The 12,603-nt window shown below is 46.2% G+C and carries 9 protein-coding genes; 8 read left to right on the top strand and 1 reads right to left on the bottom strand.

Going from position 1 to position 12,603, the window contains the following annotated elements; translation table 11 throughout:
• The first annotated feature begins 462 nt into the window (after positions 1–462).
• The 3 genes from J2T16_RS14235 to J2T16_RS14225 all read left to right on the top strand — a co-directional run bounded on the left by J2T16_RS14235 (position 463) and on the right by J2T16_RS14225 (position 2,812).
• Positions 463–1,347 carry an ABC transporter ATP-binding protein gene (locus J2T16_RS14235; RefSeq protein WP_090924170.1) on the top strand — a complete coding sequence of 295 codons (885 nt, stop codon included), beginning with the start codon at positions 463–465 and terminating at the stop codon, positions 1,345–1,347.
• Between the two features lie 101 nt (positions 1,348–1,448).
• The gene (locus J2T16_RS14230; protein ID WP_221791684.1) at positions 1,449–2,267 is read left to right on the top strand and encodes a ferric iron reductase; all 819 of its coding nucleotides are present in this window, start codon (positions 1,449–1,451) and stop codon (positions 2,265–2,267) included.
• Between the two features lie 65 nt (positions 2,268–2,332).
• The gene (locus J2T16_RS14225; protein WP_090924172.1) at positions 2,333–2,812 is read left to right on the top strand and encodes a glutathione peroxidase; all 480 of its coding nucleotides are present in this window, start codon (positions 2,333–2,335) and stop codon (positions 2,810–2,812) included.
• 123 nt (positions 2,813–2,935) lie between these two features.
• Here J2T16_RS14225 and pelA read toward each other — a convergent pair whose 3' ends face one another.
• Positions 2,936–4,132 carry a pectate lyase gene (gene pelA, locus J2T16_RS14220; protein WP_499018552.1) on the bottom strand — a complete coding sequence of 399 codons (1,197 nt, stop codon included), beginning with the start codon at positions 4,130–4,132 and terminating at the stop codon, positions 2,936–2,938.
• A gap of 520 nt (positions 4,133–4,652) precedes the next feature.
• Between pelA and J2T16_RS14215 the strand changes: the two genes are divergently transcribed.
• From J2T16_RS14215 to J2T16_RS14195, 5 genes are all read left to right on the top strand, one after another.
• Positions 4,653–6,014 (top strand): FAD-dependent oxidoreductase, encoded by a 1,362-nt coding sequence (locus tag J2T16_RS14215; RefSeq protein ID WP_499018550.1) that lies wholly within the window; start codon positions 4,653–4,655, stop codon positions 6,012–6,014.
• Positions 6,015–6,271: 257 nt separating this feature from the next.
• Complete coding sequence (locus J2T16_RS14210; RefSeq protein ID WP_499018549.1) at positions 6,272–7,129, top strand: formate/nitrite transporter family protein; 858 nt, start codon at positions 6,272–6,274, stop codon at positions 7,127–7,129.
• 467 nt (positions 7,130–7,596) lie between these two features.
• The gene (locus J2T16_RS14205; protein ID WP_499018619.1) at positions 7,597–9,660 is read left to right on the top strand and encodes a molybdopterin-containing oxidoreductase family protein; all 2,064 of its coding nucleotides are present in this window, start codon (positions 7,597–7,599) and stop codon (positions 9,658–9,660) included.
• 165 nt (positions 9,661–9,825) lie between these two features.
• Positions 9,826–11,049 carry an MFS transporter gene (locus tag J2T16_RS14200; RefSeq protein WP_499018618.1) on the top strand — a complete coding sequence of 408 codons (1,224 nt, stop codon included), beginning with the start codon at positions 9,826–9,828 and terminating at the stop codon, positions 11,047–11,049.
• 209 nt (positions 11,050–11,258) lie between these two features.
• The gene (locus J2T16_RS14195; RefSeq protein WP_499018548.1) at positions 11,259–12,176 is read left to right on the top strand and encodes a class I SAM-dependent methyltransferase; all 918 of its coding nucleotides are present in this window, start codon (positions 11,259–11,261) and stop codon (positions 12,174–12,176) included.
• Positions 12,177–12,603 lie beyond the last annotated feature (427 nt).

The following is a 12,603-nucleotide window of genomic DNA, read 5'->3' as shown; positions in this document are numbered from 1 at the left end:
GGCAAGGAACTATAAAGTGAGATTTGAGGGATGATTCTGAAACGGAGGTTTCAGAATCATCTTTTTTTGTGTAACAATTATCTTTTCTAGATGAAGTGTGCTGATGAGTTGTTTTTGTTCACAAATTAGACATATATCAATTGATTCAAATTAAGGTAATTAGGCGAGCGGTGAAAAATCGCACGGAATGACTGAGAAATACTCTCATATAATAAGTGTCATAGTAGCCATCGAGATGCTGATTTCGAGCAAAGAATGCCTTATATCATCAAAAAAATTGGGATTTTTGGTTGACAAGTGATAATGATTATCAGTATCTTTAGTGTAGCAGATTAAACAGTTTCTTTTAGAAGGTTAAAGCGTCGGGAAATTCAGAAGTAATGAATCAGAATATAATTTCAATTTCGTTGTCGTTATGATAGCCGGAATACATACCGGGATTAATGAGAGAGGGATGATCGCATGTTTCGTCTGGAGACGTCCAAGCTGGATATCGCTTATGAGGAAAGACTGATTGTTGAGGATCTGAACATTCAGATTCCCCAAGGGAAAATTACCGCACTTGTGGGGGCCAACGGTTCGGGGAAATCAACGATTCTGAAGACAATGGCACGTATTATGTCTCCGAAGGCAGGTAGCGTGTTACTCGACGGCAAGTCCATCCATAAGCAGTCTACGCGTGAAGTTGCCAAGCAACTTGCGATTCTGCCTCAGAATCCTACAGCACCGGAAGGGCTGACCGTTACAGAATTGGTTTCCTATGGTCGTTTCCCTTATCAAAAAGGATTCGGTTCCATGCGTGCAGAAGACAAACGCATGATTGAGTGGGCGATCGAAGTGACTGGCATGACGGAGTTTCATGACCGTCCGATCGATCAGTTGTCCGGTGGACAACGTCAACGTGCGTGGATCGCTATGGCACTTGCACAGGAAACAGATATTCTGTTCCTGGACGAGCCGACAACCTTCCTCGATATGGCTCACCAGCTTGAAGTATTGCAGTTGCTGGAGCATCTAAATGCCACTGCTAATCGTACCATTGTGATGGTCGTCCATGACCTGAATCATGCATCTCGGTATGCACAGCATATGATCGGCATCAAACAAGGTAAAGCCATTGCAGAAGGTTCCCCAGTTGAAGTGATGACCTCAGACGTGCTGCGTGAAGTATTTAACATTGAAGCCGACATCGTTATGGACCCGCGCTCCAATGTACCGCTCTGCTTGCCATATGCGCTCGCTGGCGAACGTCCAAAACCAGTTGCTCCTGAAACCAAGGTAGTGAACAGTGCGATGGTTCATGCGGCAGGTCGCGCCGAACATCGTGTGCAAGCAACAGGCAGTTAAAATAAACGAGCTGGATCGGATGTGCGATCCTGAATTATAGAAATGAAGCCGCTGTGCGCTGTTAGCACGCGGCTCATTCGCATTCACAGGAGGTTTCATTAATGAGCGCAATCAATTACACCTGGCTTGAACAATATGCACGTATTTCGAGGAATCCCATTTTGAACTCTGTTTACGCTGCACCTCTGGCTTCGTTAAGGGACGCAGAGCAGGCAAGAGATATGCTAACAACATATAACGAACATTTGCGTGCAGATAGCTTGCAAACCGCAGCGGTGTATTTCATGCATTCCGTTCGTGGTTTGCTCTTGGGTATACATTACCTAAACGCGATGTGTGACAAGGTGCTGGATATTTCTCTGGATAATATTCGATTACAACTCACGCTGCAGGACGGATATCCCGCATTTCATTTTCAACTGCTAGATGACGCTGAAAAGGCTCATCCAGCGCCCCCCGTCAACGACGAGCACCACTCAGCGGTAGCTTCTACATCTACACGTCAGGCGATGCTTACAGCTTATTACGGAGAACAGCTTCGGCCTTTAATTGAAGGAGTGGCACTGGCTGGCGGGGCGAATACAGGTCAGATGTGGGCACAGCTTGCGTCGATCCTGAGATGGTTCAAAACGCTGGCTGTTCAGATGGAGATTACAGATCAGGAGCGAGAAGCTGTTATTCAGGGGTATGAGCATGTCATAACGATGCCACCGGAAGTTCTGGGATTACGTAAAAATCTGTTGAAATTCAAGCCGGTAGAGATCGACAGCCCGTATCAACCGGGGGAGAAGATCTTAATGAAGTCAACATGCTGCCTGTATTATAAGGTGGACGGGGGTCAAGATTATTGTTACACCTGTCCCAAACTGAGCAAAGCCGAGCGGCAAACTCGATATGAGGCGATTGTAGCTTCCCGGTAAATTTGAAGTTCACACTTGAACACGTTTATAATTGGGATATTACGATCTCATAGGAGGAATTAGCAATGTCCGTATATTCGTACAAGGCGGTAACCACCGCAAATCAGGAAGTGCCGCTGGATATGTATCAAGGCAAGGTGCTCGTTATTGCAAACACAGCGAGTAAATGTGGATTGACCCCGCAATACGGTGAATTGCAGAAGCTCTATGACCGTTATCGTGATCAAGGCCTCGTCGTACTCGGATTCCCTTGTAACCAATTTGGTGGGCAGGAGCCGGGAACAAGCGAAGAAGCTGAATCCTTTTGTCAGATTAACTACGGCGTTAATTTCCCGGTCTTTGCAAAAGTAGATGTGAACGGAGAAGAGGCTCATCCCCTCTTTCAATATTTGAAAGAACAACAGCCCGGATCAGGTGAAACCAGCGATATTCAATGGAACTTTACCAAGTTCCTTGTGAACCGCGAAGGTGAAGTTGTTGGCCGCGTTGAACCGAAAGAATCACCAGAGTCCATGAGTGCAACGATTGAGCAATTGCTCGGTTAATGTGCTACATCTGCTGTAAGGTAAACGTATGATGACGAGAAGCCTGTCCTGCTATTTCGCAGGGACAGGCTTCTTTTATTGTCTAAAGTGTTGTATCTACACAGAATACTCTACTCAAAATTATTATGATTTGGGAAGTGGCTTGCTAAGCTTGTAGTACCCTTGTTCGGAGGCAAGCTTCAGCAGATTACGAGCATAACTTCCAGCCCATGAATAGCCATGTCTGCGCTCCTCGCTGATGTCCAGAATGTTCATATATTTTTTACCGTCCCGATCTGCGTAAAAAGGAATATCTTCATCGACGTTATAGAAACGGTACCAAATGACACTGCCAGCATCGGGCTCGAAATAAACGGGGCCTTGCCGATTGTATTTGGTGCCATCTTCACGAACGGTATCAAACCATTTCAATGCGCTTTTAGCAGCATGTTCGATTTCAGGTGTCTGAGGTAGAGACATAAGGAAAGCGGTAATGGCAACTGACTCTGATCCCGATTTGGAAGCCAGCTCATAGGCTCGGCCAGGTAACGGTTCATAGGTCACAGGATCATGCTGTGCACCCCAGACAGTAGGTACTCCCTTATTTATAATCTGGGCTTTCAGCGTATAAGCAATACCTTTATCTAATGCAAGCTTTAGTTTACTGCGTTCCTGGCTCGTCAGAATATCATTATCAAACCCGTGTTTGCGCTGGGTGATATCATCTAGTAGAATCATCGTTTGCACCATGGCATTGTCATTATACGTTACGGCATCCGAATAATTACTGCGTTTAGGATAGACCTGAGGCCAGCCACCCGAAGGGTACTGTGACACGAGAATAAAATCAACGGCTTTGCGGACACTGTCCTTAAAGATCGGCTTACCGGTTTTGACATACATTTCAGTCAGGAAGCGGATTTCCGATGTTGTAGCATCATTATCGAAGGTTCCAAGCTCAACACCGCTCGGGTCTTTCCAGCCAGAACGTTCCGTTACACCATTCCAAGGGGTAGCATATTGTTTCTCCATGTCTTTGTAAAAGCCGCCGTGCGGCATCTGCCAGGATACGATATTCAGTGCATAAGCCGTATCTTTGGCGAGATCCCCAGTCGCGAAGTTGCTTATATCCCTGAATTTCTGCAACAAAGAGGACACATCTACAAGGGTAGAACTGGATTTCTGGCTCGGCAACACTTCGGTTTTAATTGTCACTGGGGCGGAGGAAGCATTAACATCGGCAGCAGCGGCATGTGGAGTGACCAATGCGGCAGTGACCATGGCCATAGAAAGTGCAACGGGTATGATGCGTAATGGGGCTAACAATTTAGGTTTACTCAAGTGAACGCCTCCTTAAGCTATTATTTTCCCGAACTAATATGGAACATATATATCATATAATCCAATAAAAGGATTCTTTATATTGTAAGCGCTTACCAATAAAGAAATCAACCTTTAATTTCAAATGGCATCCATTTTCGCATTTTGTTCATTCATCCTGCCTATTGTGTTCGATAGAAGATAGCTGGCACTGCGCTAAAACGGAATTTGAATGATTTGGAGGGCATAAGCAATAGGCAACTCGGGGAAAATGTAAGCAGTGAAAATAAGATTGGGTCCGTACTTATAACGTATAATAATCTATGGCGAACTTAAGACAAAAGTAGAACTGTCGCATGTTTTATGAGGAAATTGAATTTATTTTTGCAAAACCTATTGCAATGTGAAAAAGATCACATTATAATGAGTGTATAAAGTGAAATAAATCACATGCAATCTACCGAATGAATAGTGAATTATTTCACAACCACAACCATGTTTATTAAACTCATTATTTTATATACTCCAAGGAGGAACTCTCATGAAAATCGCAGTCATCGGATGTACACACGCAGGAACAGCAGCCATCGTAAATACCGCCAAATTATACCCGGATGCCACCATTACTGTATATGAACGCAATGATAATATCTCTTTCCTGTCATGTGGTATTGCGCTCTACGTAGGTGGAGTGGTCAAAGACCCTGACGGCCTGTTCTACTCTTCGCCGAATCAATTGGCAGATCTCGGGGTAGTGACCAAGATGCTTCACGAAGTTACAGCAGTGGATGCCAAAGGCCACACCTTGCGGGCTAAAAATCTGCAAACCGGGGAAGAATTTGAAGATGCATTTGACAAACTGATCATGACTACAGGTTCATGGCCAGTTGTACCGAAGCTGGAAGGCATCGAGATGGATAACATCCTGCTTTGCAAAAACTACAATCACTCCAACACCATTATCGAAAAAGCCAAAGATGCGAAACGTGTTACTGTAGTCGGCGCAGGATACATCGGTGTTGAACTGGTCGAGGCATTCCAGATGAACGGTAAAGAAGTGACGCTGATCGACAGCGTGGATCGTATTTTGAACAAATACCTTGATCCTGAATTTACAGATGGAATTGAAGATACGCTCACGAATAAAGGCATTAAACTGGCTCTCGGTCAAACCGTACAGAAATTTACGGGCGAGAACGGCAAAGTAACCAAAGTCATCACATCCAAAGGGGAGTTTGAGACTGACTTGGTCATTCTTTGCATCGGATTCCGTCCAAATACGGAGCTGCTTAAAGGCCAAGTGGATATGTTGCCAAACGGTGCAATTATCGTTGATAAATATATGCAAACTAGTCAGGAAGACGTCTTTGCTGCAGGTGACAGCTGTGCGATCCACTACAATCCAACCGGCAAGGCGGCTTACATTCCACTAGCAACAAACGCCGTGCGGATGGGTACACTCGTAGCGAGAAACCTGGTTCGTCCAACGACACCTTATATGGGAACACAGGGCACATCGGGCATCAAAATTTATGAGCAAAATATTGCAGGAACAGGAATGACCGAGATGTCTGCTAAAGAAGAGGGGCTTGTTGTCGAATCGGTTGTTCTGGAAGACAGCTACCGTCCTGAGTTCATGCCAACGGCTGAGAAACTGTTGCTTAAAGTGGTTTACGAACAAGCGACTCGCCGGATTGTCGGTGCACAGGTAATGTCACAAGTGGATCTGACGCAGTCGATCAATACGATCTCGGTTTGTATTCAGAACAACATGACGGTGGATGAGCTGGCGTTTATCGACTTCTTCTTCCAACCGCACTACAACAAACCTTGGAACTTCCTGAACACAGCAGGTCTGCAAGCCCTGCCTCCGGTAGAGGTTAAAGCGCCAGCGCTGGTGTAATTCGGTGAGGTAAGTCATGAATGTAGGCGGCTAGCAACGATATTAAAATTGGGTACATCATAAAATAAAGACAGAAGGAAGGCTGGCGATCATATCGTCAGTCTTCTTTTTTTGTCGTCTAAGTAGCAAATTGAATCATCTTCTTAGATTACTTTGTGATTATTTGCACAAAGTTTTCGACAAGGTCGAGATACAATAAAATCATAGATGAATTCAATGATTTGCGAACGGATAGAAGACAAAGGAGAGGATGACATATGGCGACCAAAACACCTCAGGAGGTTGCACAATATACGGCGCAGGCTGGTGTTAAGAAAGCACAGAATCCGGTTTCTTCTGTGCTGATTCTTGGTTTCCTGGCGGGAGCCTTTATTGCGCTTGGGTTTCTGCTCGATATTCGCGTAATTGCATCTGCACCAGCGGAGTGGGGGAGCATTGCAACGTTTATCGGAGCGGCGGTGTTCCCGGTAGGTCTGATTCTGGTCTTGATTGGTGGTGGAGAACTGTTAACTGGCAATATGATGGCTGTACCGCTCGCTGCAATCACACGTAAAATCTCTCCAGCCAGCATGTTGAAGAACCTGCTACTTGTGACCGTGGGTAATCTGCTCGGTGCATTGTTTGTGGCCTTTTTCTTTGGTCATGTGCTTGGGCTCACCGCAGAGGGTGTATACCTGAGCAAAGTTGTCGATATGGCAGGACACAAATTGCATGACAGCTTCCTGCAGGCTTTTATTTCAGGCATAGGCTGTAACTGGCTGGTAGCGCTGGCTGTCTGGCTGTCTTATGCAGCCGATACGATGAGCGGTAAAATTCTGGGTATTTGGTTTCCAACGATGGCGTTTGTGGCTATCGGATTTCAGCACGTTGTGGCCAACATGTTTCTGATTCCAGCGGCGATCTTTGAGGGGCACTTTTCCTGGGGCCAGTACGTCATGAATTTTATTCCGGTTTGGCTAGGTAATTTAACGGGTGGAGCGTTGTTCGTAGCGGCTGCGTATTGGATGGTATATCTGCGTAAAACAGAGCCAGCGGCCAAGCCGGAGACGGTTGTTCCTGCTATGGTTTCTTCAGTGGAAGCAGAAGGCAGAGCGATGTGGAGTAAACAGGCGTAATTTATGGGAGAGTCGACACTTAGGAGCATTGTAGCATCATATTTGTAAGAATACGGAATAACGAAGTGAGATGGTGCATCTCATCGCTTCACGACAGGGTTGATCGTGGGGAGATGGGAGGTGGCCATCTTTTTTTTGCCCAAAATTAAATTCGCCATGACAAGGTTCGGGGGAACGAAACCTGAGCATGGCGAATTTCGGGAGTGGTCCATGATATGGCATGAGGAGGAAGTGGGGAAACACCAGCCTAATGCCTTGTTCTTAATTTACCCTAGGGTTCAGAGAATGAATCATAGGCAGAAAACTTTTTTCGAAATTAAAATTTTTGAATGGAATGACCAGTTTGCACTCATAACATGCTACCCAGCAATGCTGAAGATTTGGCCGATTTATTCTGTTCTCTTTACGTTATAACACTGAACGGGATATGATATAGGGATAGCTATTGAAAGAGGGGGAGCCCAATGATGATTGAACAGGAGAATGGTGTATTTCCAGCGGTATGCCCGCTCGATTGTCCTGACACATGTGGTCTGCTATTACATAAAGAAAACGGTAAAATTACGAAGGTCACCGGTAATCCGGATCACCCGATTACGAAAGGTGCGATCTGTAATAAAGTTCGAAATATGACGGAGCGGGTGTATCATCCCGAGCGACTTCAATATCCGATGCGACGTGTCGGCGCCAAAGGTGAAGGCAAGTTCGAGCGTATCAGTTGGGACGAAGCGATTCAGGAAATTACAGGAAAGTTCAAAGACTTGTCTGCAACGTATGGACCTGAGAGCATTCTCCCTTATAGTTTTTACGGTAACATGGGTGTGCTTGGTGTCGATGGCATGGATCGGCGTTTCTTCAATGCGCTAGGCGCAAGCGTGCTGGAGCAGACGATATGTAATGCTGCCGGTAACACAGGCTGGAAATATACGATGGGAGCCAACCACGGCACGTTGCCTGAGGATACAGAGCATGCAGACCTGATTGTGGTGTGGGGTGGGAACATTGTCAGCACCAATATGCATCAGGTTGTACTGGCGGAGAAGGCTCGTAAGAACGGTGCCAAAATCGTTGTCATTGACGTTCACCGAAATCGTACGGCACAATGGGCGGACTGGTTCATCCCGCTCTATCCGGGTACGGACAGTGCGCTGGCACTGGGAATGATGCATGTGCTGTTTGAGCAAGGACTGACGAATGAAACGTTTATGCAAAAATATACCGTGGGACACGAAGCGCTACGCGAGCATGTCCGTAGTTACACACCGGAGCGCGTAGCACGCATTACAGGCGTGCCGGAAGAAACGATTGTGGAGCTGGCACAGCTCTACGGAAGAGCGCAGGCCGCTCATATTCACATTGGCAATGGCTTGCAGCATCATGACAATGGAGGCATGAACGTGCGTAGTATCGCCTGCTTGCCTGCGATTACAGGGCAGTGGCTGAAGCGCGGCGGCGGTGCAGTTCGCACGAACAGCTACGGGAGCACCAACGGTGACGCGCTCGAGCGGCCTGACCTAAGGCAAAATGCCAATCCGCGGGTCGTAAACATGAACCGGATTGGCGAAGCGTTGCTGGAAGCGGAGCAGCCGATCCGGGCTATGTTAGTTTACTGCAGCAATCCACTGGTGGTAGCACCGGATACGGAACGAGTGGAGCGAGGTTTTGCAAGGGAGGATTTGTTTACGGTGGTTCATGACCTGTTCATGACGGATACGGCAAAATATGCAGATATTGTGCTGCCAGCGACATCATCTTTTGAATCAACAGACCTATACCTGTCCTACTGGCACCAGTATGTCCAGCTACAAGAGCCGGTGATCGCGCCAATCGGCGAGAGTAAAAGCAATGTGGAGCTGTTCTCGTTACTTGGCCAAGCCATGGGTTATGATGCGGACATCTTTGGTGAGAAGCCGGAGCAAATGATTGAGAATGCACTTCAGGGCACGGAGAACCCGTATATGAACGGGATTACACTGGATCGTCTGAAGCAACAGCGGTTTGTGAAGCTGGACATGTCGGCCCACGAATCTTTCCTGGAACATCTGCCTACGCCATCAGGCAAGATTGAATTATACTCCGAGCAGATGGAACAGAAGGGACTACCGCCATTACCGACATACGCCGCGTTAGTTGAAGGTTTTGATGGAGAGAATCCTGCTGGTCCAGAGGATGCGTATCCACTAATGTATGTGTCGCCGCCAAACCATAATTTCCTGAACTCCAGCTTTGGTAATTCAGCTAAACATCAACGTTTGGAGAAGATACCGCTGTTGCAAATTCATCCAGAAGATGCGTCTCGCCGCGATGTGCGGGATGGCGATGCGGTTGTGGTGTGGAATGAACGCGGACGTATTGAACTGACTGCCAAAGTGACGGATGCCATGCTTCCGGGAACGGTCATCAGCCAAGGACTGTGGTGGGACGGCGAGGGCAAAAAACAGCGCTCCAACTCGTTGACATCCAGCCGCTTGTCGGATATGGGGAACGGTGCTACCTTTTTCTCGGCCACTGTTGAAGTGAAGCGGCAATGAATGTGCTTGCAGCCAGATAGTTTTGATGTAATATAGATTCATATTATAAATCTTTAACTTACAGGCTTCCGCCGTGGCGAGTTGTGCCACGTGTGCGGGAGCCTTTTGTGCGGACAATGGTAAGGGTATGTCAGGCTAGAAGATGTAAGGAGTATGGGTAAAATGTTGAGATGGCTGGATAACTATCCAAAAGAAGTGAAAGTGTTTTTGCTGGCAAGCATGGTGAGTGCCACGGGTAGTGCTCTCATGTGGCCGCTGACGACTATGTATGTATTCGACGAGCTGGGGCGCACGATGGCAAATGCAGGTTTTGTTATTTTGATTCAATCTCTGGGTGGTATTTTTGGACAGCTGCTTGGTGGCTCTCTATACCATCGTGTAGGTGTGAAAAAACTAATCATCGGTTCGCTTGCACTAAACGCGGCAGGATTGTTCGCATTGCCTTGGATTAGTGCGTACTGGGTTGTTTTTATCTGTGCAATGGGTTGGATTGGGTTATTCAGTTCATTATCGTTGCCTGCAATTCAAGCGTTTATCGGCTTCCGGTTTGCCGAGCGGCGCGGAGAACTGTTTAACATTATTTATGTGGCGAACAACATCGGTGTGGCGATTGGAACGGCGCTTAGCGGATTTCTCGCTGACTTTTCATATCATCTGAGCTTTGTGTTAAACGGGGTGACCTCAGCAGGATTTGCAGTGTTTTTCTGGTTTTATCTGTCCCGGGCGGAGCCGGAGCAGGGAGAAGTACAGCTGACGAAACGCAAAACCGTACCAGACGGTCCGGGCATCTGGACACTGCTGGGGAACACTCGGCTGTATCTGTTTATGAGTCTGGGCGTGTTGTTCCTTTTATTTGGAAACTCGATTTGGAATACAGGCGTATCCCCGTATATTATTTCAGAAGGATTGGAGAAAAGAATGTACGGTCTGCTCTGGACACTTAATGGGGTGCTGATCTTTGTGGGGCAACCATTCACCAGTTGGATAAAACGTACGATGGCTCGTACCTCCAGCGCCCAGATGACAGCAAGTGCCGTATTTTATGGGCTCGCCTACATTGTTATGATCACGATGTACAATTATCCGGGCATGGTACTTGCGATGGTGCTCGCTACTTTCGGAGAGATGTTAATCTCACCGGCAACACCGGCATTTATATCGGAGCATGCGGGGAGGGCAGCCCCTTTTTACATCGGTGTCTCGGGCGGAATTGGAGCGGTTGGACGTGTAATTGGGCCGTATGCGATGGGGGTTATGTATGATAGACAGGGCTTAATCCCTGTAGCATGGCTGGCAACCGGGACGGCTGCAATAGCCCTGCTTGGATTTGTACTACATGCTGCGCTGAACCGTAACCGGGAGACTCGTGAATACGGCATGGACGCATAGGATACTCTAAACAAAAAGGAAAAAATGGACGTACTGAATCTAATGAACTGATACGACTGAAATAATATAGATTCTGGTGATCCTATCTCAAAATGAGATTGACAAAATAAATTATATATGCTATAATTTACATATATAAACTTTCCGTATATACTAAGGTTCTCCTGGCCAGGGGGACCTTATTTTTGTTGATACGGGAGGAACATGTGATGAGCGAGAAGAAGGAGTCCAGTATAACGTCTCTGATTTCAGCATTTGCCCGAGCCTACCATACGGAGCATGATGAACCACTTATCTTTAATGATTTTGTAAGTCGAAAACTGATCACTTCAGAAGAGTTTGCAACAATTAGCGAAAACATGATACGAGGCATTCATTTCTTTCACCCGGATGCGGATCATCAGTTCAGGGGTGATTCAAATCAGATATTAAAATGGATAACCCAAGTCCAGCTGTCACCGATCACGCTGGCTCGCTCTGCCTATAGTGAACAGGTGATGCTGCAGGAAGCTGCGCTGGGCGTGAAACAGATGATTGTTCTTGGAGCCGGTATGGACACGTTTGCGTTTAGACACCCGGAATTGGGGGATGAGTTGGACATATTCGAGGTAGATCTCCCATCTGAACAGCAGTTAAAGAAAGAGCGTTTGAGGCAGGCAGAGCTGGTTATTCCACGCAATCTTCATTTTGTACCCATGGACTTCACCCGTGAGATGATTCGTACGGATTCTTGGAGCAGCCTATTCCGAGATGTGAGAACCATGTTTACACTGCTTGGCGTTTCGTATTATTTGCCCAAAGAAGACCTCTGTCGTTTAATTCATCACGCTTTTGCACCTCTTCCAGCTGGAAGTTCAATCGTGTTTGATTATGCAGATGAACATCTCTTTCAGGAAAAGGGCAAATATAACCGTGTCGAAAACATGGTCAAAATGGCTACGATGGGGGGCGAACCGATGTTATCCTGCTTCACGTATGAAGACATGGAGCATCTGCTGGAAAAAGCAGGTCTTCTCATCTATGAGCATCTATCCCCTGAAGAAGTACAGGAGCGGTATTTCAGTCAACGAACAGATGACTTGTCTGCTTTTGAGACGATTCATTTTATTCATGCGGTAAAAAAGTAATCTGATCCCGTGTAGGTCTCATTCGTTAGATCGATTGACTTGCTTTATATGGATATTTATCTATAATCTTTATTTTGATCTTAGGTTGGATTTTTAAGGCTGATCTTGGGACGATTTGAGGTATAGGCTTTCCAATAAAGCAAGTCTTCTTTTTACAATCATTGATGCTGAACATAAGCGTTGAAGCCTGTGTGAGGTTCAAAGTGAGATATGAACGTATTGAATATGTTCTTCTTTTCTGTGAAAATCAAATAAAATGGTTGAAATCGCTATCACTAGCGACTATAATGAAAATGTCGAAACGTTTCAATCTGTTGTGTAGAGCAGATTTCTCAATATTTCTTTTTATATGATTAAGAAGAATTTGATTAAGAAGGAACGAATCATGACTACAGTTTTGTTTGTACTTCAGCAGAGAGACAAGAAG

This window comes from Paenibacillus intestini (assembly GCF_030803945.1).
Taxonomy (GTDB): domain Bacteria; phylum Bacillota; class Bacilli; order Paenibacillales; family Paenibacillaceae; genus Paenibacillus; species Paenibacillus polysaccharolyticus.
The sequence above is the reverse complement of the archived record's forward strand: the minus strand, read 5'-3'. Positions and strand labels throughout refer to the sequence as shown.

Excerpts from the sequence above, each read along its gene's own strand:
- J2T16_RS14235 (WP_090924170.1), top strand. The coding sequence starts at position 463 with ATGTTTCGTCTGGAGACGTCCAAGCTGGATATCGCTTATGAGGAAAGA.
- J2T16_RS14230 (WP_221791684.1), top strand. The coding sequence starts at position 1,449 with ATGAGCGCAATCAATTACACCTGGCTTGAACAATATGCACGTATTTCG.
- J2T16_RS14225 (WP_090924172.1), top strand. The coding sequence starts at position 2,333 with ATGTCCGTATATTCGTACAAGGCGGTAACCACCGCAAATCAGGAAGTG.
- J2T16_RS14215 (WP_499018550.1), top strand. The coding sequence starts at position 4,653 with ATGAAAATCGCAGTCATCGGATGTACACACGCAGGAACAGCAGCCATC.
- J2T16_RS14210 (WP_499018549.1), top strand. The coding sequence starts at position 6,272 with ATGGCGACCAAAACACCTCAGGAGGTTGCACAATATACGGCGCAGGCT.
- J2T16_RS14205 (WP_499018619.1), top strand. The coding sequence starts at position 7,597 with ATGATTGAACAGGAGAATGGTGTATTTCCAGCGGTATGCCCGCTCGAT.
- J2T16_RS14195 (WP_499018548.1), top strand. The coding sequence starts at position 11,259 with ATGAGCGAGAAGAAGGAGTCCAGTATAACGTCTCTGATTTCAGCATTT.